22 protein-coding genes and 1 tRNA gene are annotated in these 25,663 nt (G+C 62.4%); 16 read left to right on the forward strand and 7 right to left on the reverse strand.

Going from position 1 to position 25,663, the window contains the following annotated elements; translation table 11 throughout:
- The first annotated feature begins 1 nt into the window (after position 1).
- Entirely contained in the window at positions 2-901 is a 900-nt protein-coding gene (locus tag GRI58_RS00285; RefSeq protein ID WP_160751569.1) for an alpha/beta fold hydrolase, read from the forward strand.
- Positions 902-959: 58 nt separating this feature from the next.
- On the opposite strand, the gene GRI58_RS00290 is transcribed toward GRI58_RS00285, so the two are convergent.
- Entirely contained in the window at positions 960-2,051 is a 1,092-nt protein-coding gene (locus GRI58_RS00290; RefSeq protein ID WP_160751570.1) for a DUF2332 domain-containing protein, read from the reverse strand.
- Between the two features lie 37 nt (positions 2,052-2,088).
- Here GRI58_RS00290 and hisG point away from each other — a divergent pair, with 37 nt between their 5' ends.
- From hisG to GRI58_RS00330, 8 genes are all read left to right on the forward strand, one after another.
- A complete protein-coding gene (gene hisG, locus GRI58_RS00295) occupies positions 2,089-2,745 on the forward strand; it encodes an ATP phosphoribosyltransferase (RefSeq protein WP_160751571.1) in 657 nt (218 codons plus the stop codon).
- Positions 2,745-4,034, forward strand: coding sequence for a histidinol dehydrogenase (gene hisD / locus GRI58_RS00300; protein ID WP_160751572.1), 1,290 nt, complete (start codon positions 2,745-2,747; stop codon positions 4,032-4,034). The genes hisG and hisD overlap by 1 nt, the downstream gene beginning before the upstream one ends.
- Positions 4,031-4,483 (forward strand): transcription antitermination factor NusB, encoded by a 453-nt coding sequence (gene nusB / locus GRI58_RS00305; RefSeq protein WP_160751573.1) that lies wholly within the window; start codon positions 4,031-4,033, stop codon positions 4,481-4,483. The genes hisD and nusB overlap by 4 nt, the downstream gene beginning before the upstream one ends.
- Positions 4,480-5,349 (forward strand): thiamine-phosphate kinase, encoded by an 870-nt coding sequence (gene thiL / locus GRI58_RS00310; RefSeq protein WP_419957012.1) that lies wholly within the window; start codon positions 4,480-4,482, stop codon positions 5,347-5,349. Before nusB ends, thiL begins: the two co-directional genes overlap by 4 nt.
- Positions 5,350-5,489: 140 nt before the next feature.
- Positions 5,490-7,604 (forward strand): sodium-translocating pyrophosphatase, encoded by a 2,115-nt coding sequence (locus GRI58_RS00315; RefSeq protein WP_160751574.1) that lies wholly within the window; start codon positions 5,490-5,492, stop codon positions 7,602-7,604.
- An 83-nt stretch (positions 7,605-7,687) separates the two neighbouring features.
- The gene (locus GRI58_RS00320) at positions 7,688-8,617 is read left to right on the forward strand and encodes an acyl-CoA thioesterase (RefSeq protein WP_160751575.1); all 930 of its coding nucleotides are present in this window, start codon (positions 7,688-7,690) and stop codon (positions 8,615-8,617) included.
- A gap of 184 nt (positions 8,618-8,801) precedes the next feature.
- Entirely contained in the window at positions 8,802-10,616 is a 1,815-nt protein-coding gene (locus GRI58_RS00325) for a DEAD/DEAH box helicase (RefSeq protein ID WP_160751953.1), read from the forward strand.
- 111 nt (positions 10,617-10,727) lie between these two features.
- The gene (locus GRI58_RS00330; protein ID WP_160751576.1) at positions 10,728-12,320 is read left to right on the forward strand and encodes a serine hydrolase; all 1,593 of its coding nucleotides are present in this window, start codon (positions 10,728-10,730) and stop codon (positions 12,318-12,320) included.
- 9 nt (positions 12,321-12,329) lie between these two features.
- On the opposite strand, the gene uvrC is transcribed toward GRI58_RS00330, so the two are convergent.
- Entirely contained in the window at positions 12,330-14,273 is a 1,944-nt protein-coding gene (gene uvrC / locus GRI58_RS00335; protein ID WP_160751577.1) for an excinuclease ABC subunit UvrC, read from the reverse strand.
- A 129-nt stretch (positions 14,274-14,402) separates the two neighbouring features.
- Here uvrC and GRI58_RS00340 point away from each other — a divergent pair, with 129 nt between their 5' ends.
- On the forward strand, positions 14,403-15,107 hold the full coding sequence (locus tag GRI58_RS00340) for an FkbM family methyltransferase (protein WP_160751578.1): 705 nt from the start codon (positions 14,403-14,405) through the stop codon (positions 15,105-15,107).
- A gap of 53 nt (positions 15,108-15,160) precedes the next feature.
- Positions 15,161-16,450, forward strand: a complete 1,290-nt coding sequence (locus GRI58_RS00345) for an APC family permease (RefSeq protein WP_160751579.1) — start codon at positions 15,161-15,163, stop codon at positions 16,448-16,450.
- Positions 16,451-16,457: 7 nt separating this feature from the next.
- Here the strand turns inward: GRI58_RS00345 and GRI58_RS00350 are convergent, their stop codons facing one another.
- Complete coding sequence (locus GRI58_RS00350) at positions 16,458-19,415, reverse strand: TonB-dependent receptor (RefSeq protein ID WP_337190853.1); 2,958 nt, start codon at positions 19,413-19,415, stop codon at positions 16,458-16,460.
- Positions 19,416-19,659: 244 nt separating this feature from the next.
- Here GRI58_RS00350 and infA point away from each other — a divergent pair, with 244 nt between their 5' ends.
- From infA to GRI58_RS00375, 5 genes are all read left to right on the forward strand, one after another.
- Complete coding sequence (gene infA / locus GRI58_RS00355; protein ID WP_007163491.1) at positions 19,660-19,905, forward strand: translation initiation factor IF-1; 246 nt, start codon at positions 19,660-19,662, stop codon at positions 19,903-19,905.
- A gap of 12 nt (positions 19,906-19,917) precedes the next feature.
- On the forward strand, positions 19,918-20,490 hold the full coding sequence (locus GRI58_RS00360) for a Maf family protein (protein WP_160751580.1): 573 nt from the start codon (positions 19,918-19,920) through the stop codon (positions 20,488-20,490).
- Positions 20,483-21,457, forward strand: coding sequence for a ribonuclease (locus GRI58_RS00365; RefSeq protein WP_160751581.1), 975 nt, complete (start codon positions 20,483-20,485; stop codon positions 21,455-21,457). Before GRI58_RS00360 ends, GRI58_RS00365 begins: the two co-directional genes overlap by 8 nt.
- The gene (gene yacG, locus GRI58_RS00370) at positions 21,450-21,638 is read left to right on the forward strand and encodes a DNA gyrase inhibitor YacG (protein ID WP_160751582.1); all 189 of its coding nucleotides are present in this window, start codon (positions 21,450-21,452) and stop codon (positions 21,636-21,638) included. Before GRI58_RS00365 ends, yacG begins: the two co-directional genes overlap by 8 nt.
- A gap of 98 nt (positions 21,639-21,736) precedes the next feature.
- Positions 21,737-21,812 (forward strand) — tRNA-Phe (locus tag GRI58_RS00375).
- A 64-nt stretch (positions 21,813-21,876) separates the two neighbouring features.
- On the opposite strand, the gene pstB is transcribed toward GRI58_RS00375, so the two are convergent.
- From pstB to pstS, 4 genes are all read right to left on the reverse strand, one after another.
- On the reverse strand, positions 21,877-22,623 hold the full coding sequence (gene pstB / locus GRI58_RS00380; protein ID WP_419957006.1) for a phosphate ABC transporter ATP-binding protein PstB: 747 nt from the start codon (positions 22,621-22,623) through the stop codon (positions 21,877-21,879).
- An 80-nt stretch (positions 22,624-22,703) separates the two neighbouring features.
- Complete coding sequence (gene pstA, locus GRI58_RS00385; RefSeq protein ID WP_160751584.1) at positions 22,704-23,546, reverse strand: phosphate ABC transporter permease PstA; 843 nt, start codon at positions 23,544-23,546, stop codon at positions 22,704-22,706.
- 1 nt (position 23,547) lies between these two features.
- Positions 23,548-24,588 (reverse strand): phosphate ABC transporter permease subunit PstC, encoded by a 1,041-nt coding sequence (gene pstC / locus GRI58_RS00390; protein ID WP_202386720.1) that lies wholly within the window; start codon positions 24,586-24,588, stop codon positions 23,548-23,550.
- Complete coding sequence (pstS, locus tag GRI58_RS00395) at positions 24,588-25,637, reverse strand: phosphate ABC transporter substrate-binding protein PstS (protein WP_202386721.1); 1,050 nt, start codon at positions 25,635-25,637, stop codon at positions 24,588-24,590. Before pstS ends, pstC begins: the two co-directional genes overlap by 1 nt.
- Positions 25,638-25,663 lie beyond the last annotated feature (26 nt).

The raw sequence follows: 25,663 nt of genomic DNA on the forward strand, positions 1-25,663 counted from the left end.
TATGGGCGAGCAGAAGCGGGTTACGCTGGCGAACGGGATTGAACTCGATGTGGTGGATGAGGGGCCGCGCGATGCACCCGCGCTGATCTTCCTCCACGGCTTTCCCGAAAGCCATCGCACCTGGCGCCACCAGATCGCTCATTTCTCAGACCGCTTCCGCTGTATCGCACCGGACCAGCGCGGCTATCGCGGATCGTCCAAACCGCCTGCTTTGGAGGACTACACGCCAGACAAGCTGATCGGCGACATCTTCCTGCTCGCCGACGCGCTGGGCGTGGAAAACTTCACCATCGTCGGCCACGACTGGGGCGGCGCAATCGCCTGGGGTGTGGCGCTGGGCGGACAAATGAACGGTCGCGTCACGCGCGCGATCGTCGCCAACGCTCCCCATCCGGCGATTTTCCAGAAGCTGCTGTACACAAACCGCGTCCAGCGCGAGGCGAGCCAGTATATGCGCGGCTTCCGCGATCCTGCCAACGACGCACTCGTCCGCGAAGAAGGACTGATCGGAATACTTCGGCAGGAAGTGAGCTGGGACAGCGGCGATGTGATGGAGCCGGAGGAACGCGCCGCTCTGATGGAGGAATGGCAGGACCGTGACGCCGCCTTCGCGATGCTCAACTGGTATCGTGCCAGCCCCATCGACATCCCACCGATGGACGCGCCGTTCGAATTGCCCGACGGGTGGGAGCAGCCCGCCCTACCCCCGTTGACGATTCCCACGCTGGTGATCTGGGCGATGGACGACCTCGCGCTGCCGCCCGAGAATCTCGAAGGGCTCGATCAGATCATCCGAGACTATACCCTCGTCGAAGTGCGTGACTGCGGGCACTTCGTTCCGTGGGAAGCGCCGGATAAGGTCAATGCGGCGATGGATTCATTTCTGGATCGCACCGCCTGATTTCCAAGCCCGTTCGTGCTGAGCTTGTCGAGCACGAACGGACTCATGCTTCGGGAAATCATCGCTCCCAACTCACCTTGCTCCCATGCGGATGGGCGGTGGCAAGCTTCACCGCCTCGTCACCACCTGGCCAGTACCGCACCATCAGCTCGTGCCGGTGGGTGTCGCGATTGGCTTCCAGCGATACCCATGCCAGCGGAGCCTCCGCCGTCGCTTGCTTGCCGGCATCCTCGATCATCGCGGTAATCCGCTCGCGCTCTTCCTGCGGGATATATTGCCACACGACCGAATGCATGATCATCCGCGTCACGCCGGGCTGCGGCTCGCGTGCCAGCACGCGCTCGACAAAGTCACCCGCGCGACAACGCTCGATCTCCGGCGGAAAGCGGTTGACCGCCTCTACCGCGGCATCAAAACGCGCGAAACGCTCGGTCAGTTCGGGCCAGATATAGGCCTTGAGTCGCAGCGCCTGCGCCTCATCGGTCAGGTCGACCGGAGCCACGTCGCAGCCGGTCGCCTCGACGATATCGAAATCGCCCGCAGGCGGTGCATCGCCATGCCATTCGGGGGTAATCCGCATCCGCGAGGTTTCAGGGCCGACCTCGACCCCGCCGAGATCGAATTTATAGCGCCGCATCATCAGATTGATGCCTGCGCTCGATCCCAGCTCCCACAATGCGAACTGACGGGGCAGACCCTTCGCGCCCAGCCACAGCATCGCCGCAGCAAAGCCCCATGACCGCCCCGCCTCATTGGTCTGCGGCGGCCCGTCGAGCCACGGCATCAGGAAAGCTTCGTGCCGTTCGAGCGCGTCCGCCACGCGCTCGGCTGCATCGGTCGGCGCATGGCCTTCGTAAATCGGACTGAGCTCGGGCTCCAGCCCCTTGAGGTAAATCGCGTGCAGGCCGCCCGCGATCCTCAGCGGCAGCGCGTCGGCCAGCGGCTGGCCGGCCCATTTACGGATCCGCAGCATCACCGTGCCGCCGCGCTCGCCCGGAACGATCTCGGCCAAGGCCTGACAGATCAATGCAGTATTGGGTGCGCCGTTGTCGCGGCAATAGGCGACCTGGTTCTCGAACGCCGTCACGATGGCATCAGCGCCCGTGGCCAATGGATCGATCGCGTTATATTTTACATCCGCAACGGCCATTGCCCTTTGTCCTCCTGCTGCTATCTCGCACGCCAATATGAACGCGCCACTGACCTTCGCCATTCCCAAGGGCCGGATTCTCGACGAAGCCCTGCCCGTAATGGCTCGCGCGGGCGTCGTGCCCGAAGCGGCCTTCCACGACAAGGACAACCGTTCGCTGACGTTCGCTTGTGAGCGCGAAGACTTGCGACTGATCCGGGTGCGCGCCTTCGATGTCGCGACCTTCGTCGCGCATGGCGCGGCCCAGCTCGGCATCGTCGGATCGGACGTGATCGAGGAATTCGACTACCCCGATCTGTACGCCCCGGTCGACCTTTCGATCGGCCATTGCCGCCTTTGCGTGGCCGAACCTGAATCTGGCGCAGCCACGCCCTCACGGGCTAGCCATTTGCGCGTCGCGACCAAATATCCCAACATCACCCGTCGCCATTTCGAAGCGCGCGGCATCCAGGCCGAATGCGTCAAGCTGAACGGTGCGATGGAAATAGCCCCCGCACTGGGGCTGGCGGGTCGCATCGTCGATCTGGTGTCGAGCGGGCGCACGCTGGCTGAAAACGGGCTGATCGAAACCAGCACCATCATGCAGGTTTCCGCGCGGCTGATCGCCAATCGCGCCGCGATGAAGACCGACCCGCGTGTCGCCGCGCTGGTCGAAGCCTTCCGGCGCAATGCCGACAGCGAAACGGCGGCCTGATGCAGTTCCTCAAGGCATCGGACGAAGGCTTCGAGACAACCTTCCGCCGCGTCGTGCGCGACCGGCGCGAGAGCGATCCCGGCATCGGACGCGACGTGTCCGCGATCCTCAACGAAGTGCGCGAGCGCGGCGATGACGCGCTGGTGGAATACACCATGCGGTTCGACGACCACGCGCTGACCGATGACCGCGACTGGCGGATATCGCCCGAAACCTGCAGCGCGGCCTATGACGCGCTCGACGCAGGCCCGCGCGATGCACTCCAGCTCGCCGCCGATCGCATCCGCGCCTATCACGAGGACCAATTGCCCCGCGACCGCGACTGGACCGATGATATCGGAATGCGGCTGGGCGCGCGCTGGCGTCCGGTCGATGCGGCGGGCCTGTATGTTCCGGGCGGACGCGCGGCCTATCCCTCCTCCCTTTTGATGAACGCGATTCCGGCCAAGGTTGCCGGAGTGAAGCGGCTGGTCGTCACCACGCCCACGCGCAAGGGCGAGGCCAATCCGCTGGTGCTTGCCGCCGCGCATCTCTGCGGGATCGAGGAAATCTGGCAGATCGGCGGCGCGCAGGCTATCGGGGCGCTGGCCTATGGCACCAATCGCATCGCCAAGGTCGATGTGGTGACCGGCCCCGGCAATGCGTGGGTCGCGGAAGCCAAGCGCCAGCTTTATGGAGTTGTCGGAATCGACATGGTCGCCGGACCCAGCGAAATTCTGGTCATCGCCGACAAGGACAACGATCCCGAATGGATCGCCGCCGACCTTTTGAGCCAGGCCGAACACGATCCCACCAGTCAATCGATCCTCATCACCGACAGCCTGCCGTTCGCGCGGCAAGTGGAAGATCACGTCGATCTCCAGCTGATGCAGCTCGCCACCGGCAAGACCGCGCGGGCAAGCTGGGAACAGCACGGGATGATCGTGATTGTCGATCAGATCGAAGACTCAATCCCCATCGCCAACCGGCTCGCCGCCGAACACGTCGAACTGGCCGTGAAAGACCCACAGGCACTGTTCGACCTGCTCGATCATGCCGGCAGCGTGTTTCTCGGCCAGCATACTCCCGAAGCGGTGGGCGATTATGTCGCTGGGCCCAACCACGTCTTGCCCACCGGGCGTCGCGCGCGCTTTGCCAGCGGGTTGTCGGTGCTCGATTTCATGAAGCGCACCAGCTTCATCGATGCGAGCGCTGGCGCGATGGCCGCGATCGGCCCCGCCGCAGTCGCCCTTGCCGAAGCCGAGGGATTGCCCGCCCATGCCCTTTCCGTGAAATTGAGACTGAAGTGACCAAAAGCACCCGTTCCCAAGCCCGATCCGTCGCGCGGCTCGCCGCCGTCCAGGCGCTCTACCAGCAGCAGATGGAAAAGACCGCGCTGACGCGCTTGCTCGATGAATTCCACCAGCACCGTCTCAGCACCGCAATCGAGGATATCGAATTCGCCGATGCGGAAGTCGATTTCTTCGACGATATCGTGCGCGGCGTCGATGCGCGGCGCGAAGAGATCGACGTGCTTCTCACCGGGCGACTGGCGCAGGGCTGGACCATCGCCCGGCTCGATAAGACTATGCTGCAGATCCTGCGCGCCGGGACTTATGAGCTGATCGCGCGCGCCGACGTGCCGAAGGCCTCGGCAATCAGCGAATATGTCGATGTCGCCAAGGCCTTCTTCGACGACCGCGAAGCCAAATTCGTCAACGGCATCCTCGACGCGGTGGCGACGGAGAAAGGGCGATAGACGAACCTGCCTTCATCGCCGCCCTGCGCGCGCTGGCCACGAATCCGGCTGCACGCGGCTTGTCGGACGATGCCGCGGTTCTCCAATTCGGCGGCGAAGCACTCGTCCTGACCCACGATGTGCTGGCCGAGGGTGTCCACGTTCTGCCCGAGCAGGACCCGGCTGATATTGCGTGGAAGCTGGTGGCGGTGAACTTGTCGGACCTCGCCGCCAAGGGCGCAGAACCGCTCGGTGTGCTGCTGGGCCATACGCTCGGCGCAGGCGACGAACGCTTCCTTGCCGGTCTTGGCGAGGTGCTCGCGGAATATGGCGTCCCACTGCTCGGCGGCGACACCATCGCTGCGCAAGGGCCGCGCAGCTGGGGCTGCACCGCCATCGGTCGCGCAACCCATCGCCCGGTTCCCTCTCGCAGCGGCGCAAGGGTCGGCGATCACATCTTCGTGACGGGCACACTGGGCAAGGCCCTGCTCGGCTTCGAAGCGCTCAGAGACAGGAACGGAGCCGACCACACCGCGTACAGTCGCCCGCGCCCGCGCCTTGCCGAAGGTCAGGCGCTGGCCGTTGAGGCAACCGCGATGATGGATATCTCGGATGGCTTGCTGCTGGATGGCTGGCGCATGGGCGAGGCAAGCGGCGTTACGCTGGCGCTGGATGCGCAGGCCATTCCGGTTGCGGAGCCCAACCGACGGCGCGAATGCCTGAGCTGGGGCGATGACTATGAGTTGCTGTTCACCTTCCCGCCGGATCGGCAACCGCCCGTCCCGGCCCATCGAATCGGCGCGGTTGTTGCCAAAGGCGGTTCAGCCATTTCGCTGGACGGTGAATTTCTGACCTCCAAGCACAGTCTTGGCTACGTTCACGGTTAGAATCTTTCAACAGAGCCAGGAATCGCGACGTTTCGGCCCTTGTCAGCCCTCTTGCTGTCATTATACCCTGCACCCCTTGGGAGCGGCGCATCCTGCGCCGAAGAGATAAACTCAACGATAAAACCCAGGGGGAGAACTCCGTGAATCTAGTCCTTATATCCATAGCGCTGGGGCTGCTCGCCGTGATCTACGGCTTCGTGACCAGCCGCCAGGTGCTCAGCCAAAGCGCCGGCAACGAAAAAATGCAAGAAATCGCCGGGGCAATTCAGGAGGGGGCACAGGCCTACCTCAAGCGCCAGTACACCACGATCGGGATTGTGGGCGTCGTGGTCGCGATCCTCGTCGCAATCTTCCTCGCGCCTATCAGCGCAGTCGGCTTCGTGATCGGCGCGATACTGTCGGGCGTAGCGGGCTTTATCGGCATGAACATATCGGTGCGGTCGAACGTGCGGACTGCAGCGGCGGCACAGAAGGGCCTGCAACAGGGCCTGACCCTCGCCTTTCGTGCCGGTGCGATCACCGGGATGCTGGTGGCCGGGCTCGCGTTGCTGGCAATTGCGGTGTTCTTTTACGTTCTGATCGGCCCGATGGCGCTGGCCCCGAACAGCCGCACCGTGATCGAGGCGCTGACCGCGCTCGCATTCGGCGCATCGCTGATTTCGATCTTCGCGCGTCTGGGCGGCGGCATCTTCACCAAGGCAGCCGACGTCGGCGCCGACCTCGTCGGCAAGGTCGAAGCGGGCATTCCTGAGGACGATCCACGCAACCCTGCAGTGATCGCGGACAATGTCGGCGATAACGTCGGCGACTGCGCAGGCATGGCCGCCGATTTGTTCGAAACCTATGTCGTGACCGTGGGCGCTACCATGGTGCTGACGGCATTGCTGCTCAAAGGCCTCGGCGCGCTGCTGCTGCCAATGATGGCATTGCCGCTGCTGATCGGTGGCGCCTGCATCGTTACCAGCATCATCGGCACCTATTTCGTGCGTCTGGGCGGTGGCACGAATGTCATGGGCGCTATGTACAAGGGCTTCCTTGTCACCGCGGTCCTGTCGATCCCGCTGATCTATTTCGCGATCAACACCGCTCTTGGCGACATGGGTGCGGTTATCGGCACCGGTGAGACCAGCCTCGGTGCCTTCACCGGGATGGACCTGTTCTGGTGCTCGATGGTGGGTCTGGTCATCACCGGCCTCATCATCTGGATTACCGAATATTACACCGGCACCAATTTCAGACCGGTCCGCTCGATCGCCAAGGCTTCGGAGACGGGCCACGGCACCAACGTGATCCAGGGTCTGGCGATCAGCCTTGAATCGACCGCGCTGCCCACGCTGGTGATCGTTGCGGGTATCATTGTCGCCTACAAGCTCGCCGGTCTTATCGGCATCGCTTACGGCGCGACCGCAATGCTCGCGCTCGCCGGAATGGTCGTGGCGCTCGATGCTTATGGCCCAGTGACCGACAATGCCGGCGGCATTGCCGAAATGGCTGGTCTCGACGACAGCGTGCGTGAGAAGACCGACCTGCTCGACGCCGTGGGCAACACCACCAAGGCCGTGACCAAGGGCTATGCGATCGGATCGGCGGGGCTTGCCGCGCTGGTGCTGTTCGCCGCCTACACCACCGACCTGAAAGAGTTCTTCCCGAACCTAACGGTCGATTTCGGCTTGCAGAACCCCTACGTCATCGTCGGGCTGCTGCTGGGCGCATTGCTGCCTTATCTGTTCGGTGCGATGGGCATGACCGCCGTCGGCCGTGCGGCGGGCGATGTGGTCAAGGACGTGCGCGATCAGTTCGCCGCCGATCCGGGGATCATGGCGGGGACTTCGCGGCCCAACTATGCCCGCACGGTGGACCTCGTTACCAAGGCGGCGATCAAGGAAATGATCGTGCCGAGCCTCCTGCCGGTGCTCGCCCCGATCGTGGTCTATTTCGTGGTCACACTGATCGCGGGTCAGGAAAACGGCTTTGCCGCACTCGGCGCGCTTCTGCTTGGCGTGATCGTCGGCGGGCTGTTTGTGGCGCTGTCCATGACCGCCGGTGGCGGCGCGTGGGACAACGCCAAGAAATACATCGAGGACGGCAATCACGGTGGCAAGGGCTCCGAAGCTCATAAGGCTGCGGTGACGGGTGACACGGTGGGTGATCCGTACAAGGACACCGCCGGTCCGGCGGTCAATCCGATGATCAAGATCACCAATATCGTCGCGCTGCTGCTGCTCGCGGCTTTGGCGGGTCACGCCGTCGGCTGATCGAACCTTGAATTGCAGGCACGCCCCGTCCGGTTCGCCGGGCGGGGCTTTTTCTTTGCCTCCATTTCGCTAAGCCTGTGGCCATGATTGAACAGCCAAGCCCACAAGCCCTTGTCGATGGACTGGTTCGCCTTTTGACGGTCGTGCCTGCAGGCAATGATCTGTTCACCGGTATTCCTCAGCCAGGCGGCAAGGGCCGTGTCTTCGGCGGCCAGATCGTGGCGCAGGCGCTGCAGGCTGCTCAGGCCGACGCGCCCGACGGCTTTACCGCCCATTCCTTGCATGCCTATTTCCTGCGTGGCGGCACCGAAGGGCTGGCGACCGAGTACGCGACCGCCTGCGATTTCGAAGGGCGCAGCTTTACCAATCGCCGCGTGGTCGCGCGACAGGACGGCACCGCCATCCTTAACCTTACGGCCAGCTTCCAACGTCCTGAAAGCGGGCTGGAGCATCAGGACGCGGCCACGCCCGACGTGCCGCCGCCCGAAGAGCTGGAAAGCGACATGGCCGAACGCCACAAGGTCGTACAGCGCGCAGGTGATCGCATGACCGAGGCGCAGCGCGCGCTTGTCCTGCGGCCCCGCCCAATCGAAATGCGCTCGGTCGGTCCGCTCCACTGGATGAACCGCGAGCCCGCGCCGCCATGCGCGCAAAGCTGGTTCCGGACCGTCGCGCCACTGCCAGACGATCCTGCGCTACACCGCGCGGTGATCGCCTATGCCAGCGACTACACCCTGCTCGGCACCGCTGCCCTGCCCCACGGCCTGTCATGGATGCGAGGCGAACTGGTCGGCGCGAGCCTTGACCATGCAATCTGGTTCCACTCGCCCAAGGGCAAACAACCGCGCGCCGACGAATGGTTGCTCTATGTCACCGACAGTCCGTGGTCAGGCGGCGGGCGTGGCTTCAACCGGGGTCAGATCTTCAATCGTGAGGGCGAACTTGTAGCCAGCGTCGCGCAGGAAGGCATGATGCGACAGCGCTTACGGAAAAGCGAGGCTTCCGGCTCCTAAGCCCGGTCATTTCGCACTCGCAAAAAATAATTGAAGCGCTGGCCACGAAATTGCGCTATGGGCGGTTCCAGCGCGGTATACGACCGACCTCGCCCCCTCACCGGACTTCGTCCGGCAAATCGGTCGCACCGCCTCTCCTGCCCCCCACCGCCGCGTGCGAGCGCCGCGATTATCCGTGAGTGCTATGACGTTCGAAAATCTTCCGCCCGTACTCGGTCAGGCTCTGGCCGAGCGCGGCTATTCCGCCCTTACCGCCGTGCAGGCGTCCGTCACTTCGCCTGAGGCCAAAGGTCGCGATCTTATCGTTTCGGCGCAAACCGGCTCGGGCAAGACGGTCGCGTTCGGGCTGGCGCTGTCAGAACAACTGCTGGACGAAACCACGAAGCTGCCGCTGGTGAGCCATCCGCTCGCACTGATCGTTGCGCCCACGCGCGAACTGGCCTTGCAGGTGAGCCGCGAGCTTGGTTGGCTTTACGCAGGCGTCGGCCTCAAGATCGCGACTTGCGTCGGGGGCATGGATGCGAGCAAAGAACGCCGCGCTTTGCGGAGTGGTCCGGCGATAGTCGTGGGCACGCCCGGTCGCTTGCGCGACCATCTCGAACGCGGCGCGCTCGACTTGTCGCAGCTTGCCGGCGTAGTGCTCGACGAAGCGGACGAGATGCTCGACATGGGCTTCCGCGAAGACCTCGAAGCGATCCTCGACGCGACGCCTGAGACTCGTCGTACGTTGCTGTTCTCCGCCACCATGCCGCGGCCCATCGTCGCGCTGGCGCAGCGTTACCAGACCGATGCCTTGCGGCTGGCGCTGGCTGGCGAAAAGCGCGGCCATGGCGATATCGCCTATCAGGCGATCACCGTCGCCCCGGCCGAAATAGAAAAGGCGGTCGTCAACCTCCTGCGGTTTCACGAAGCCGAGACGGCAATCCTGTTTTGCGCCACGCGTGATAACGTGCGCCACCTCCATGCGACGCTGCAGGAACGCGGCTTCGGCGTCGTCGCACTTTCCGGCGAGCATTCGCAATCCGAACGCAATCAGGCTCTGCAGGCATTGCGTGACCGGCGTGTTCGGGTGTGTGTCGCCACGGACGTCGCCGCGCGCGGGATCGATTTGCCCTCGCTGAGCCTCGTCATCCATGTGGAAATCCCGCGCGATGCCGAGGCGTTGCAGCACCGCTCGGGCCGTACCGGCCGTGCCGGCAAGAAGGGAACGGCGGCAATCATCGTCCCCTTCAATCGCCGTCGCCGCGTCGAAACCCTGCTGCGCAGCGCGAACATCTCCGCCGACTGGATCGACGCCCCCAGCGCCGAAGCCATTGCCGAGCGGGACCGCGAACGATTGATGGAGCAACTCACCGCCCCGGTCGAGTTTGAAGACGACGACCGCGCCCTCGCATCCGATTTGATGGGTAGGATGTCGGCGGACGACATCGCCGCCGCACTGGTGCACGCGCATCGCGCAAGATTGCCGCAACCTGAAGAATTGCTGCCCAATACACCGGAAGGCCACAAGGCCATGCAGAAGGCGATGCATCGCCCTGGCTTCGAAGACGTGACCTGGTACCGCATCGCCATCGGTCGTCGCCAGAATGCAGAGCCGCGCTGGCTGTTGCCGCTGTTGTGCCGCCGCGGGCAGATTACCCGTAACGAGATCGGCGCCATTCGCATCGGGCAGCATGAAAGCTGGTTCCAGATACCCCGTGGTGTTGCCAAGCGCTTTGCCGCCGCTCTGGCACAGCCAACATCGGGCGACGATGAGCAGGATGCAATCGCAATCGAGGCTGCACCCGAGGGGCCGAGAATCGAAGCGCGCGAAAATCGCCGGAAACACGGAGGCCAACAACACGGGGGCGACAAGGTCCGCGCGCGTCCGTCCGGGCAGGATCGTCCGCGCGGCAAGCGTGACGGCTCGAAAAACGGTGGACCCTTCAAGAAAGACGGTGGCGCGGCAAAGCGTCCCGGTGGCAAGCACAAATCCAAGGCTCCTCACAAAAGCCGCTGACACCGGCTGCGGGCGAGCCACCGGTTCGGCTACGAACCCGCTTCTGATGCTTGGCGTGCGCAAACACATGCCCTAAGCCCCCGGACACCGAAAACTGTCCGGGGCAATATCTTGCGTATACGCCTGCTTACTATCTCAACGCTGGCTCTGGCGCTTGCCATGCCGGGTCCCCTTTCCGCACAGGCCCAACCGGTTCCCGCCGCCGCTCAGACGCAGGTGGCAACTCCCGATTATGATGCCGAAGCGCTGCGGATCATGAAGGGTGTGGACGCAACCGGCTTTACCGGCGCAGTCGCGATCGACGGGAAAATCGTCTATTCCGGCGCGCACGGTCTGCTCGAATACGGCAAGCCGGGCAAGGTAACGCAGAAAACGCTGTTCCCGATCGCCAGCATCACCAAGGCGTTCACAACAACCGCGCTGGCCATGCTGGTCGACGAAGGCAAGCTGTCGTGGGACGATCCGGTCCGCAAATACATCCCCGAATTCGCGATGTACGATCCGTGGGTCAGCGAGCATTTCACCGTGAAGGACGCACTGACGCACCGCTCCGGCCTGCCGCTCGGCGCGGGCGATCTCACCATCTGGCCGGATGGCAATGCCACACCCGAAGACGTGATCCACGCGCTCAAATATCTGCGTCCCACCACCGGCTTTCGCGATGGATACGCGTATGACAATCTCCTCTACATTGTCGCAGGGCAAATCCTGGAACGCGCATCGGGCCAAAGCTGGACCGATTTCATCACCAATCGGATCCTGAAGCCGGTGGGGATGAACGATTGCGCCGCCGACAAGTCACTGATCCGTCCGGGCCAATCCTATGTCAGCGGGCACGAGCGTGCGGCGGGCGACACGCATGGCACGCCGATCGATCCACGCATGGCCTTTTCCAAGACGTGGAATTCGGCTGGCGGCATCTGGTGCACTGCCGACGACATGATGAAATGGGGCCAGTTCTGGCTCGATGACGGTGTGACCGCCGACGGCAAGCGGCTGATTTCCGAAAAGCAGAAGAACATGCTGTGGCGCGGCGTTACGCCGACCGGCAGCGGGATCATCCCGGCAAGCGGCGGGGCGACGAATTTGCAGATGTATGCGCTGGGCTGGCAGCTCTCGCAGCTCGACGGTACGCCCGTCGTCAGCCATTCTGGCGGTGCGCCGGGGGTGACGAGCAATTTCATCATCCTGCCGCAGAAAAAGATCGTCATCTTCGCCTCGTCGAACGATTATCTCAGCACGCCCAGCGCATGGACCCGCCAGATCGCCGCCGACCTCGTCGAGGGCAGCAACGCGCCCGACCTCATCGGCAAGGCCATCGCCGCCTATGACAAGGAGAATACTGAGGCCCGCGCGGCGGTAGACAAGGCGATCAGTCCGCCCAAGGATGCGACCAAGCCCAGTCTCCCGATCGACGCATATACCGGCACCTATCGCGATCCCTGGTATGGCACGGTGACTATCAGCAAGCGGGGCAAGGGTCTGTACATCGACATGAGCCGGTCGCAGCTGCTTGATGGGCCGTTGACGCCGTTCAATGGCGATACCTTTGCGGCGATCTGGCCCAACCGGACGATCAAGGCCGACGCCTTCGTCACTTTCGAGGTCAAGGACGGCAAGGCAGTCGGCATCAAGATGAAAGCGATCAGCGACATCACCGATTTCAGCTACGACTTCCACGACCTCGATCTGAAGCGGGAATAGGCAGCGCCCTCACCCGCCTGCGTGGTAGAAATCGTAGATCTGCTGGGCCACTGCATCGCTGATGCCGGGCACACGTTTCAGATCGTCGAGCGCGGCCGCGCGCACCTTGCCCGCTGTGCCGAAATGCAGCAGCAGGGCGCGCTTCCTCGCCGGGCCGATGCCGGGTATCTCGTCGAGCGGAGAGGCGGTGATGGCGCGACTACGCTTGGCGCGGTGCGCACCGATCGCGAAGCGGTGAACCTCGTCGCGCAGCGTCTGGAGGTAGAACAGCAGCGGTGAATTGACCGGCAGCGTTTTCTCGCGTCCATCTGCAAAGTGAAACACTTCGCGCCCCTCGCGCCCGTGATGCGGCCCCTTGGCGATGGCGATCAGCGGCACATCCTCGATGCCGAGCTCCTCTAGCGTGTCCCGCACCGACGACATCTGCCCCTTGCCCCCGTCGATCAGCACGAGATCGGGCCACACGCCCTGTTTCTCGTGCTCCGGATCTTCCTCCAGCGCGCGCGCAAACCGCCGTTTCATCACCTCGCGCATCATCGCGAAATCGTCGTTGGTCTGCGCCTCGCGGATGTTGAACTTGCGATACTGACCCTTCTCGAACCCCTCGGGGCTGGCCACGACCATTGCGCCAACCGCCTTGGCGCCCTGGATATGCGAGTTGTCGTACACCTCGATCCGCTGCGGCACCTCGCCCAGCTCGAAGAAGTCGGCCAGTTCGCGCAGGATTTTTGCCTTGGTGCCGCTCTCTGCCAGCCGCCGCTCGAGCGCCTCGACCGCGTTTCGGCTCGCCTGCTCCATCAACCGCCGCCGGTCGCCGCGCTGCGGGACCGAGATTTCCACCCGATGGCCCGAGGCTTCACACAAGGCTTCCTGCACCAGCGCCTGTTCCTCCAGCTCGCGATCGACGAGGATCAGGCGCGGCGGCGGGACTTCCTCGTAGAATTGCAGCAGCACATCGGCGAGCACCTGCGGCTCTTCGACATCCTGCGTGTGACTGGGAAAGAAGGCGCGGTGGCCCCAGTTCTGCCCGCCGCGAACGAAGAACGCCTGGATGCCCACCTGCCCGCCCTTCGACGCCAGCGCGAAGACATCGGCATCGCCCACGCCGCTGGCGTTGATGGCCTGGCTCCCTTGAATGAAAGTCGCCGCGCGTAGCCGGTCGCGCAATATCGCCGCAGTCTCGAAATCGAGGTTTCCCGCAGCCTCGGCCATCTGCTGCTCTATCTTGGCCTGAACCGCGGATGACTTGCCCGAGAGGAAATCTTTCGCCTCGCCAACCAGTTCGCGATAGCCAGCCTCGTCGATACGCCCGACGCACGGAGCCGAACAGCGCTTGATCTGATAGAGCAGACAGGGCCGGTCGCGACGCGAGAAAAAACTGTCGGTGCAGCTGCGCAGCAGAAACAGTTTCTGCAAAGCGTTGATCGTGGTGTTGACGCTGCCCGCACTGGCGAAGGGACCATAGTAATCGCCCTTGGCCCGCCGCGCGCCGCGATGCTTCATGATCCGTGGGAACGCGTGGTCCGAACGCAGAAGGATGAAGGGAAAGCTCTTGTCGTCGCGCAGCAACACGTTGAACGGCGGGCGATAGCGCTTGATCAGCTGCGCTTCGAGCAGCAACGCCTCAGCTTCGGAATTGGTGGTGATGATCTCCATCCGCCTGGTCTGGCTGACCATCCGCTGAAGCCGGTTGGAGAGCGCGTTGACCTGCGTGTAATTCGCCACCCGCGCCTTCAGGCTGCGCGCCTTGCCGACATAGAGCACATCGCCACGCGCATCGAGCATCCGGTAAACGCCCGGCTTGGGCTTGAGTGTCTTCACCGTGTCGCGGATTGCCGCCACTCCCGCTTCGAGGTCAGGCTGGGCGCTGGCGACGGTATAGGTTGCGCGTTCTTCGAGGAAACGTTCCTGACCGCGGGGGTCGTGAGGAGTGCCTGCCTTGGTATCGGACATGCCGAGATAGCTAGGGCAGTCGAGGAGGATTGCAAATGTCCTGTTTCGGTCGGGATCGCGGGACAGGATTTTCCTCCAGGACAAATGGCGGTATACCTTGATTGAGTTGATTTTTGAGCTGGGGGTGAGATGCATTTAACGGGATTGCTCAAAAGGTTGCTGGAAAAGCCTTCACAGCACGACGAAGAAGCGACGGCCTACCATAGGCTCGCCGAGCGCGGCTTTCGACCCGACGGCATTATCGACATCGGTGCCTATGAAGGGGGATGGACCCGTTCGACGCGAGAGGTTTTTCCTGCCGCTGCCAGCCTGATGGTCGAACCGCAAGAAATCCGGCAGGAGAAGCTCCAGGCAGTATGCCGCGAGCTTCCCCGCACCCGGCTCGCGCCGTGCTTGCTCGGCGCTGAATCAGGCAAAGCGGTTACGTTTTACGAAATGGGCACAGGCTCTTCGTATCTGGAAGAAAACAGCGATGCCCCCCGGCAAGCAAAGCATTTTACCCTCTCGATGCTCGACGATGTCGCGGATGATTTTCCAGGCGAGAATCTGTTTCTCAAAATCGATTCCCAGGGAGCCGAAATAGAAATTCTCAAGGGTGGCCGCAAAACGCTGCAACGCTCTGGTCTCGTCCAGCTAGAGACTGCGGTTATGGCATACAACCAAGGTGCGCCGACCATGCTGGAGGTGCTGGCCTTTATGCAGGACAACGGCTTCGTTCCCCTCGATATTTCCGGACATACGCGGATTCAGGGACATCTGGTTCAGGTTGATTTCCTATTCACGCCACAGGATTCACCGCTGCGGAAAACATTCTTCAATTTCCAGACAAGTTGATAAGACTTTCCCAGAGGCTTGTCTGGGGAGCGCGAACAATCGATCAAGCAGCAATGGATAAGCCAGCGGCACCTGCCCGAACGATCGGCTTCTGGGGAGCGGCGCTCTACCCGGTTAACGGGATGGTCGGTGCGGGCATCTTTGCCGTTCCGGCCTTGCTCGCCGCAGCGGTGGGCGGATTTGCACCGTGGCTGATGCTGCTGGGCGGAATTCTCTTCATGCCGATCGCGCTGGTCTACGCCTGGCTTGCCACGCGATTCTCCCACAGTGGCGGGCCGGTTCTCTATGGGGAGGCGGCGTTCGGGCGTTTCGTCGGGTTCCAGGCGGGATGGGGTCGCTATGCGTCCAACATCGTCACGGCAGCGGCCAATACACAAGTCATGGTCGCCTATGCCACCGCGCTGATGCCTGCGCTCAACAATCCCGCTGCGCAGGAAATCGCCACCATCCTCTCGCTTATCCTGTTTATGGTGATCAATCTGGTGGGCCTACGCTTTGCCGCCGGTACGCTGGGCGTGATGACCGCGATCAAGTTGCTGCCCCTCGGCGCGCTGGTGGTGGCTGCCCTGTTTGCGGGCAACCCGGAAGCGGCCTTTGCGGTGCCGAAATTCAACCTTGGCGAGAACGTCATCCTGCTCACCTATTATGCATTTATCGGCTTCGAGAGCGTTGCCGAAGCGGCAGGAGAGGTACGCAATCCCAAGCGCGTTATCCCGCTCGCACTGGTGACGATGGTCAGCGCAGTGACCCTGCTCTACATGGCGGTGATATGGGCCTACGTCGCGATGATGCCGCAGCTGACTGGCGGCGCGTCGGACAATGCCTTGGTGGACGCGGGGCGCGCGGCAATGGGCCATATCGGCGGAATCGCTCTGGTAATCGCGGCCGTGTTCAGCACGGCGGCCAATACGTTCTCGGGCAACACCACCCTGCCACGCCTTGCCTTCGGCATGGGCGAAAGACGGATGCTGCCACGCTGGTTCACCCACGTCTCGCCACGCTTCGGGACACCCGATTATGCAATCCTGTTCACAGGGCTGGCTGCCATCGCTTTCGGTCTTTGGGAAGGCTTCGCCGTGCTGGCCGTTGCCGGCACGCTGGTCCGGCTTGTGACCTACCTTATCTGCTCCGCCGCTCTGCCGGTGCTGGAACTGCGTGACGGTACGCTCCGCCCGTTCCATTCGGCCATGGCGATCGCGGCATTTGCCGGATCGCTATGGGTTTCGAGTTTCGCTGAGGCTGAGGCGTGGAAAGCATTCGCCGCGATTTTTGCCTGTGGCACGCTGCTCTACTTCTTTGCAGCCAGGCAGGAGCCGGAACCGGTTCTGGTCGAACAGGAATGACCCCCGCTCAGAACAGCTTGCGGAATTCGATCTTCACGAAGCGGCCATATGGGTCGAGCAGTGCGGGCTGGTAGCTGATCGGCACCACGCCATTGGCATCGGTCACCTTCTGGTAGGCATCGAAGATGTTGTTAACGTGCAAGGATAGCCGAGCATGGTTGAGGAACCCGGGATTGTCCCCGACCAACCATTTCTGCTGGTCGAGCGCGACGAACAACCGAAGATTGAATGTCGCCAGACCTCCGAAGTGGAGATCGCTTGAACCCGGAACACCTGATGCCTGAACTGTCGTGCCGGTTGAGTAGTTACCACTGATCCTCGTCCCGATGCCTTTGTAGAATAGCCCCGCATCGAGTTCGAACTGCTGCCGCGCGACGCCTCCGGACGATCCGGTGGCGTCACCATTCATCAGGTCGAGCGTAGGACCGCCGGGCGCGACGAGGATCGAATTGTCGAGATTGATGGTGTGGTAGAACGACAGGCTCCACCGCCCCTGTCCATTGCCCCGACTGAAACCCCGGTTGCCGCGCCCACCCGACGACCGGCTGCCATTATCCGAACCACGGGCAGCTTGTTGCTGCTCTCCGGAACCGGAGTTGCCTTGGCCGGGGGCAGCACAAATCCTGCTTTCCAGCTGCTTGAGCTTTGCCGGATCGACCTTGCCATCCGGCCCTTTCAACCGCGCCTGAAGGCCTGGCGGGAGGGTGGACAGGTCAGGTTTCTTGCCCGGATCCTGACACAGCACTTTGCGCAATGCCGCAAATCTCTCGGGATCAAACCGCTGTGCGGCATCCGCGCTGCAGAACCGCGTGCGCATCGCGGCGATCTTGGCTGGATCGGGTTTGCCGTCGGCGCCCTTCAACCGGTCCTGCATCTGCTGCGGGAGCGCGGACAGGTCTGGAACCTGCCCTGTCGGAGTAGCACAGAATTGCTCACGCAACTGCGCAAAGCGCTGTGGATCGAAACCGGGGCGACTTCCCGATTGTTGCTGTCCATTGCTTTCGCCAGCGGGCCGCGCGGCAGACATCAACCGCCCGAACCTGCCCCGTCCGCCGCCCGATTGCTCTTCTGGCGAAGGCTTGCCGACCTTGCCGAAGAGGTTGAAGCCATAGCGGATTCGGTCACTGCGTGTTTCGGCAAAGGTGACGGGGCGCGCATCGATTGCCAGCAATTGCCCGTTGGTATCGCGCGTCACCCGGTCGGGGAATGCCGCCTCGATCGCCGGGGTCAACAGCGGGAAGGATGCCGTCACGTTGTTCGAACGGTTGTGGTAGTACTCGACGAGAATATTGGCCCGGTCGAGGAACGGCAGATCGTAATTCGCCGACAGCTTGAAATCGCGCTGGTGCTCGGGAAGGAGATTGGGATTGCCGCCACTGGTCTGGGTCACCAACACCGTCTGCCCGGTACGGAAATCATAGACGGGGACATTGTAACTTATGAGACTTGGGCCGCCCAGTTGCGACAGGCCCGGCGCGGTTTCGCGCTCGATATACGCTCCCTGAAGGGTAAGGCTTTTCGACGGCTTCCATACCAGCCCACCGGTCCAGTTGCCGAGCGTGCCAAAGTCCGACAAGTAATCGAATCCGCCCGACAGGTTGAAGGTCAGATCGCCGATTGCCGACAGGACGTCGTTCCTGCGACTGGCGATGGGGATGCCGATATTCGCGCCCGCGCTCAGGTCGCCGCGGATCAATGCGTTGTCGCCAGCCAGACGCCGCGTGTCGGTGCTTTCGTTGCGACTCCAGTCATAGCCCGCATTGAGCGTGACATCGGCCTCTCCGGCGGGAAGCTCAAAAGGGTTGCCAATGAGCGTCGACTTGAGCGCAACGTCATAGGCACGGTTCTGCGCACGGTCGAAGCCGAGACGCGGCACATTTGGCAGATCGCCGTTGATTGCCAAGGTTCCGGCCTGTGCAGCGTCGACCAATGCCTGGACCGCCGGATCGTCCAGCGTGCGTGACCGGTCAATTCGGCTATCGGTCGATGTGTAGCTGGAATCGAGCGTCGTGGTGAACTGATATCCACCAAGATTCTTGTTGAAGGTGCTGCCAAGCGAATATGTATCGGTCAGCGTTTGCCGGGTCAGCGGTTTCGCATCGATCGCCCGCCTCGCGCTGCTACTATCAGGTGACGTCAGGGTCACGAGGTCGAGTCCCGACAGGTTCAGTGTATCCTCGTGGATCACCTGCGTGTTGATCGTGAACTGCCCGTCCGCACCATCCTTGCCGAGCCCGTTGGTGCTGGTGAAATCGACTTCCAGCGTGGAGTCCTTCGCAGCCAGTGAGCGGAAATCGGCTGGGTTGGGATCGCTGGCGAGGGTCGGGACGCTGCCCGGTGTCTGAACGACATCGCGCTCGGCCTCGGTGATCGGGCTGGTGTGCTTATAGTCGATGCTGGCATTCAGTCGCGACTTGCCATTGATCGCGAGTTGCGACGCCTGCAACTCGCTCTTGGCCCCTCCACCCTGCGTGGCGCGACCATAATCAACCTCGGCAGACAAGCTGCGGAAATTATCCTTCAGGATGAAATTGATGACCCGCTGGTCCGGCGGGAAGCCGTATTTCAGCGCCACTTCCTCCGGCAGGATCTCCAGTCGTTTGATCGCTTCGGGAGGATAGCGAAAAATCTCGCGGAAATTGGAAATCCGCTGACCGTTGACGAGGAACACGGGACGCCCGCCCCGCCCACGGCCCGATCCGATTTCCGGCGCAAGCTGGCTGATGAGATCCTGGATCGAACTTGCGCCGTAGGACTGAACCTGCTGCTCATCGAGCTCGACAACCGGAGCGCTGGATGTTTGAACCGCGCCCTGAATTGCCCTCGGCGCGGTGACGATAATTTCGGACCCAACCGTATCGTTGCCAGTCGGTGTCGGAGCGGGAGCGGCCTGCGCAGCCGCTCCGGCTGGCTCAGCGGTCTGGGCCAGCGATGGCGAGGCGATGATCAGAGCGATCAGGGACACGGCGGGGGCAAAACGCAAAACGGCAACTCCAGATGATTTCAGGCCCCACCACCCGGTGTTCGGCATCCATTGCGCAATGTAACGCATAAGAACAAGGTTTGGTCGTGTAACAAAATGTCGCTGGTCGACTGGCGTGGCTGCTTGATCGGAATTCGCGCGTTGCGGGCGCGCAGGCTTCCCTTTTGCCCTCACTGCCGCTATGCGCCGCGCCTGAGATTCACGGTTGCAAGCAAAAAAGGATTATATGGCCAAGGAAGAGCTCCTCGAAATGCGTGGGCGCGTGGTCGAATTGCTGCCGAACGCTATGTTCCGGGTCGAGCTGGAAAATGGCCATGAGGTGCTGGGCCACACGGCGGGCAAAATGCGCAAGAATCGCATTCGCGTGCTGGTGGGGGACGAGGTTCTCTGCGAGCTGACGCCTTACGATCTGACCAAGGCGCGCATCACCTATCGCTTCATGCCCGGGCGCGGCGGCCCCGGCCCGCAATAAGGTGGCGCGCGGATGGACGCGCCCGCTCTGATCCTCGCTTCGGCCAGCCCGCGCAGGCGCGATCTTCTTGTGCGACTCGGGATCGAACCGAAAGCGATCGTCCCGGCAGAGATCGACGAGACCCCCCAAAAGGACGAACTACCGCGCGCGTATGCCCGGCGGATGGCGCACGAGAAGGCCTGCGCGGTCGACGAAACCGGCTATGTGCTGGCCGGTGACACGGTGGTCGCCGTTGGCCGCCGGATTATGCCCAAGGGCGAAGACGAAGCCACAGCACGCAAATGCCTCACGCTGCTTTCAGGGCGCCGGCACCGCGTCTTGTCAGCCATCGCCCTGCGCGCGCCGGACGGCACGCTCCGCGAGCGTCTGAGCGAAAGTGTCGTGCGCTTCAAACGGCTCAGCACCGAAGAGATCGAGCATTACATTGCCAGCGGCGAGTGGCATGGCAAGGCCGGTGGTTATGCCATCCAGGGCCTGGCCGAGAGCTTGATCGAATGGATGCAGGGAAGCCATTCGGGCGTCGTCGGCCTTCCGCTCTACGATACCCGCATTCTGTTGCAATCGTCAGGCTTCCGGCTTGGCTGAGTGGCTGGTCGAGCAGGGGATCGGCGAACACCGCGCGATCCGGCTGGCTGGCGAGCGGATTACCCATGCGCGTATCCATCTGCTTGGCACGCTGAGTGCAGGCACGGTGATAGATGCCAAGCTGATATCACGCACCGCGGGGGGACCGCGCGGTTTGGCACAAACCTCAACCGGGGAAGAGATCCTTGTGGACCGCCTGCCAAAAGCCGCCTCCGAAGGTGCGCAATTGCGAATTGTCATCCACCGCGCACCGATTGCCGAACGCGGGCGGCTGAAACTGGCGCAGGGTCGCCCAACGGACGCCGAACCTTACCAGCCCTCGCTGGCTGACACGCTGGCATCCGGGGGCAATCATGTCAGGATCGTGCGGCGCTTTCCTGCTTGCGATTGGGATGAATTGATCGGTGAGGCACTTGACCTGAGAACCGAATTTGCAGGCGGCTGCTTGCTGTTCGCCCCTACCCCTGCGCTCACCGCAATTGATATCGACGGAGCGCTGTCACCTCGAATGATGACGCCAGTCGGCATCCCGGCTCTCGCCGATGCCCTTCATCGGTTCGACGTCGGCGGGTCCATCGCGGTAGATTTCCCCACTTTGGCGGACAAGGCGGATCGCAAGGCGCTCGACGAGGCTCTCGATCAAGTACTGGTGGGCTGGCCGCACGAGCGGACTGCGATCAATGGTTTCGGACTCGTCCAGATCGTTGCCCGGCTCGAGCGCCCATCCCTGCTCCAGCTTGCATCTTGGCAACGTGGGCGAATGGTGTGGCACAGGCTGCTGCGTCGTGCCGAGGGATTGAACGGTGCGGGAATTATCGAGCTGGCAATTGCGCCTGCGCTGAAGTCTTTCGCGAGACCTGACGACATCGAGGCACTGGCACGGCGCAGCGGCCTTCGAATCCGACTGCGCGAGGACACCGGGCTTGCATTCACCGCACCCCATGCCCAGCTCGTTGTCGATGGCTGACACCTCCAAACCCTGCCCGATCTGCAAGCGCTCGCGCTCGGACGAATTCGCCCCCTTCTGCTCGTCGCGCTGCCGCGACCGCGATCTCTCGCGCTGGTTCGGCGATGGCTATGCAGTGCCGGGACGGCCCGCAAATCCAGAGGAGATTGCTCGCGAAGTGATCGATCGCGGGGAAGACTGACACTCGGGCCGAATTGGCCCTTGCCAAAGGCCGGAGCCTTCGCCATAGGGCGGCCCTCCCGTCGCTCGCCGGCCTTCGGTCGCCGCCAGAGTGCAAGGGCCCAGGTAGCTCAGTTGGTAGAGCATGCGACTGAAAATCGCAGTGTCGGTGGTTCGATCCCGCCCCTGGGCACCATTTTTTCACAGTGTTGGAATGGTGCAAAGTCTGGTCGCGATGCTAGCGCGCAGTTCTCACAAACTCAGCCGTAACGACCGGTGATGTAGTCCTGCGTGCGCGCAACCGACGGATTGGTGAATATCCGCGAGGTATCGTCGAATTCGATCAGTTCGCCCATGTGGAAGAACGCGGTCTTGTCGGAGACGCGCGCTGCCTGCTGCATGTTGTGCGTCACGATGACGATGGTGAACTGGCCGCGCAGCTCATGCAGCAATTCCTCGATCCTCGCAGTCGAGATCGGGTCGAGCGCGGAGGTCGGTTCGTCGAACAGCACCACTTCTGGCCGTACCGCAATGGTGCGCGCGATGCACAGTCGCTGCTGCTGGCCACCAGAGAGCGACAGGGCGCTCTGGTTGAGCTTGTCCTTCACCTCGTCCCACAAGGCCGCCTGACGCAGCGCTTGCTCGATCCGTTCGTCCTGCTCCCACTTGGCGAGCTTTTCGTAATAGGACAGCGCGAAGGCCACGTTGGCACGGATGGAACTGGCGAAGGGCGTGGGCTTCTGGAATACCATCCCTACCCGGCGGCGAAGATCGGCAAGGTCCGCCTTGCGCAGGATATTCTTGCCGTCGATCAGGATCTCGCCCTCGGCCCGCTGTTCGGGATAGAGCGAATAGATGCGGTTGATCGTACGCAGCAGCGTCGACTTGCCGCACCCCGACGGCCCGATAATCGCTGTCACCGCGTAATCGGGGATCGGCAGCGTGACCGAATGCAGTGCCTGGCTCTTGCCATAGTAGAAGTTCAGATCGCGAATATCGATCTTCACGCTTTTCCCGGCCGGCACCTTGGACTCAGACGGTTCAGGTGTGCTGATAAGAGAATTTTTGATCGGCGTGTCCTGGGGTTTCATTTGAATACCCTGCGATTGGCAAACAGACGGACCACCAGATTGAGCACGAGCACGAATGTGGTGAGGATGAGAGCACCCGCCCAGGCGAGCGATTGCCAGGTGTCATAGGGGCTCATGGCGTATTGGAAGATAACGACAGGCAAGTTCGCGAGCGGTCCGTTGAGGTCCGAACTCCAGAATTGATTGTTGAGCGCCGTGAACAGCAGCGGCGCAGTTTCTCCGCTGATGCGTGCTACGCCCAGCAGGGCACCTGTGACAATACCGCTCATGGCCGCTTTGAACAGAACTTGCATACTGACTTTCCAGCGGGGCAGGCCCAAAGCGAAGGCGGCTTCACGCATCCGGTCCGGCACCAGTCGCAAGGACTCGTCGCTAGTCCGCACGACCACCGGGATAAGAATGAGGCCCAGCGCCAGACCGCCGGAAAGGCCTGAAAAATGCTTCATCGGAACGACTACCAACTCGTAGACGAACAGGCCGAGCACGATCGAGGGCGCGCTGAGCAGGATGTCGTTGACGAACCGCACCGCGCTCGCCAGTCGCGTATGGCGGCCATGCTCGGCCAGATAAACGCCCGCGCACAGGCCAATCGGCGTGCCTACCACTATCGCTATCAGAATCATCACGCCACTACCGAACAGGGCATTCAGCAGCCCTCCCTCCGCGCCCGGAGGTGGCGTCATCTCGGTAAACAGCTTGGGGCTAATTGCAGATACGCCATTCGAAATGGTGGTCCACAAAATCCAGAACAGGAACACGAGGCCCAACAGCGTCGCCAGCGCGGCGCAAACATAGGCGGTGCGGTCGATAAACTGGCGGCGAAAATAGATCCAGTTCATGTTAGTGAGTCCGCCCCATGTTACGCTCCACCCGGGCCAGCATCAGCTTCGCGATGCTGAGCACGATGAAGGTCACCACGAACAGCATGAATGCCAGCGCGATGAGCGAGCTGCGATAAAGCGCAGTGTCGGCCTCTGTGAATTCGTTCGCGATTGCAGCGGCGATCGAATTGCTCGGCATCAGCAGGGATACAGATAGATCATGCGCATTGCCGAGCACGAATGTCACCGCCATCGTTTCGCCCAGTGCTCGACCCAGCCCAAGGAAGATCGCACCAACGATGGCCGAGCGCGTATGCGGGAGAGTTACGTGGCACAGACGCTCCCAACGCGTTGCTCCGAGCGCAACCGCCGATTCGCGTAGCGATGCAGGAACCGCGTTGAACACATCTCGCGCAACCGAAGCGATAAACGGGATGACCATGATCCCAAGCACGATCCCTGCGGTCAGCATCCCGATACCAATCGGGGGACCGGTGAACAGCGGGCCGATAATCGGTACGCTGCCCAGATGATCGTTCAGCCATGGCTCGATATGCGTCGCCATGAACGGCGCGAACATGAACAGGCCCCACATGCCGTATATGATGCTGGGCACGGCGGCGAGCAGCTCGATCGCCATCGCGATTGGCTGGCGGGTCCATGCCGGAGCGATCTCAGTGAGAAACAAGGCGATACCGATGCTGATCGGAACCGCGATGATCAGCGCGATCGCCGAGGTGACCAGTGTTCCGTAGATCGGCACCAGCGCACCGAACTGGCCATTGACCACGTCCCATTTGTCGCTGGTCACGAATGCGAAGCCGAATGTCTTGAAGGCCAGCCACCCACCCGACGCCATGGAGTAGGTGACCGCCAACAGGATCAACAGAACGAACCACGCTGCACCGCCCGTGAAGGCGTGGAACAGGCGCTCGGGCCAAACGCCCCGCGTTCTCATGGTCGTGCCTGCGATTCCCAATTCGGTGTCGGCGCGCCGATCCGTCACATCGGGATCCCCGCTCGGCCCGGCTTGCGGCTTCGAGGGATCGGTCGTGTCCATTACTTGATATTGGCCTTGGTGTAGTCCTCGATCTGCTTCACCAGCGCATCGGGCAGCGGAACGTAATCGAGCTTGGCCGCCTGCGGCTTCCCATTCTCCAGCGCCCAGTCGAAGAATTTCAGCGCAGCGTCGCTAGCCGCCTTGTTCGACGGATTCTTCGGCATCAGGATGAAAGTGGAGGCGGTGATAGGGAATGCCTGCGCGCCCGGCGCATTGGTCATCACCAGGTCGAATTCCTTTGCGTTTGTCCAATCGGCACTCGCCGCGGCAGCCTGAAAACTCGCTGCGCTGGGGGCAACGAAATTACCCGCTGCGTTCCGAAGGTAAGCCCAGGCCATATTGTTCTGAACCACATAGGCGTATTCGACATAACCGATCGAATTGGGAATCTGGTCCACGTAAGCCGCAACGCCCTCGTTGCCCTTCCCGCCGACGCCACCCGTCCAGTTGACCGAAGTACCTTCCGAAGGGCCGGCCTTCCATGCAGGACTGACCTGGCTGAGGTAATGGGTGAAATTGAAGGTCGTGCCCGATCCATCGGAGCGATGGACCGCAGTGATCGCTGCATCGGGTAGCTTTACGCCCGGATTGAGCGCCACGATCGCCGGGTCATTCCACTTCAAAAGCTTGCCGAGATAAATATCCGCGAGCAACGATCCGGTCAGCTTGAGCTGCCCCTTGCTGATGCCCTGAATATGTACCACGGGCACCACCCCGCCAATGATGATCGGAAACTGCGCGAGTCCCGCGCTGGCAAGTTCATCTGGCGAAAGCGGCTTATCGCTCGCCCCGAAGTTGACCGTCCCGGCCTTTACCTGGCTGATGCCGCCCCCGGAGCCGATTGACTGATAGTTGACCTTGACCCCATTGGCCTTGAGATAATCGGCGGACCACGCCGACAGCACCGGATAAACGAAGGTCGAGCCTGCACCCGTGATCGCACTCGACGAGCCATTGGCTCCCGAAACCGCGCCATTATCGGTCGTCTTCGCTCCGCAACCCGCCAGCAGGAACGCGCCCATCAAGGCGCCCATCATCAACTTGTTCACACGTGTTCTCCCTGGAACGACCAAGC

Origin of the sequence: Qipengyuania algicida, assembly GCF_009828025.1 — a bacterium.
Taxonomy (GTDB): domain Bacteria; phylum Pseudomonadota; class Alphaproteobacteria; order Sphingomonadales; family Sphingomonadaceae; genus Qipengyuania; species Qipengyuania algicida.

Excerpts from the sequence above, each read along its gene's own strand:
- GRI58_RS00285 (WP_160751569.1), top strand. The coding sequence starts at position 2 with ATGGGCGAGCAGAAGCGGGTTACGCTGGCGAACGGGATTGAACTCGAT.
- GRI58_RS00290 (WP_160751570.1), bottom strand. The coding sequence starts at position 2,051 with ATGGCCGTTGCGGATGTAAAATATAACGCGATCGATCCATTGGCCACG.
- hisG (WP_160751571.1), top strand. The coding sequence starts at position 2,089 with ATGAACGCGCCACTGACCTTCGCCATTCCCAAGGGCCGGATTCTCGAC.
- hisD (WP_160751572.1), top strand. The coding sequence starts at position 2,745 with ATGCAGTTCCTCAAGGCATCGGACGAAGGCTTCGAGACAACCTTCCGC.
- GRI58_RS00320 (WP_160751575.1), top strand. The coding sequence starts at position 7,688 with ATGATTGAACAGCCAAGCCCACAAGCCCTTGTCGATGGACTGGTTCGC.
- GRI58_RS00325 (WP_160751953.1), top strand. The coding sequence starts at position 8,802 with ATGACGTTCGAAAATCTTCCGCCCGTACTCGGTCAGGCTCTGGCCGAG.
- uvrC (WP_160751577.1), bottom strand. The coding sequence starts at position 14,273 with ATGTCCGATACCAAGGCAGGCACTCCTCACGACCCCCGCGGTCAGGAA.
- GRI58_RS00340 (WP_160751578.1), top strand. The coding sequence starts at position 14,403 with ATGCATTTAACGGGATTGCTCAAAAGGTTGCTGGAAAAGCCTTCACAG.
- GRI58_RS00345 (WP_160751579.1), top strand. The coding sequence starts at position 15,161 with ATGGATAAGCCAGCGGCACCTGCCCGAACGATCGGCTTCTGGGGAGCG.
- infA (WP_007163491.1), top strand. The coding sequence starts at position 19,660 with ATGGCCAAGGAAGAGCTCCTCGAAATGCGTGGGCGCGTGGTCGAATTG.
- GRI58_RS00360 (WP_160751580.1), top strand. The coding sequence starts at position 19,918 with ATGGACGCGCCCGCTCTGATCCTCGCTTCGGCCAGCCCGCGCAGGCGC.
- yacG (WP_160751582.1), top strand. The coding sequence starts at position 21,450 with ATGGCTGACACCTCCAAACCCTGCCCGATCTGCAAGCGCTCGCGCTCG.
- pstA (WP_160751584.1), bottom strand. The coding sequence starts at position 23,546 with ATGAACTGGATCTATTTTCGCCGCCAGTTTATCGACCGCACCGCCTAT.
- pstC (WP_202386720.1), bottom strand. The coding sequence starts at position 24,588 with ATGGACACGACCGATCCCTCGAAGCCGCAAGCCGGGCCGAGCGGGGAT.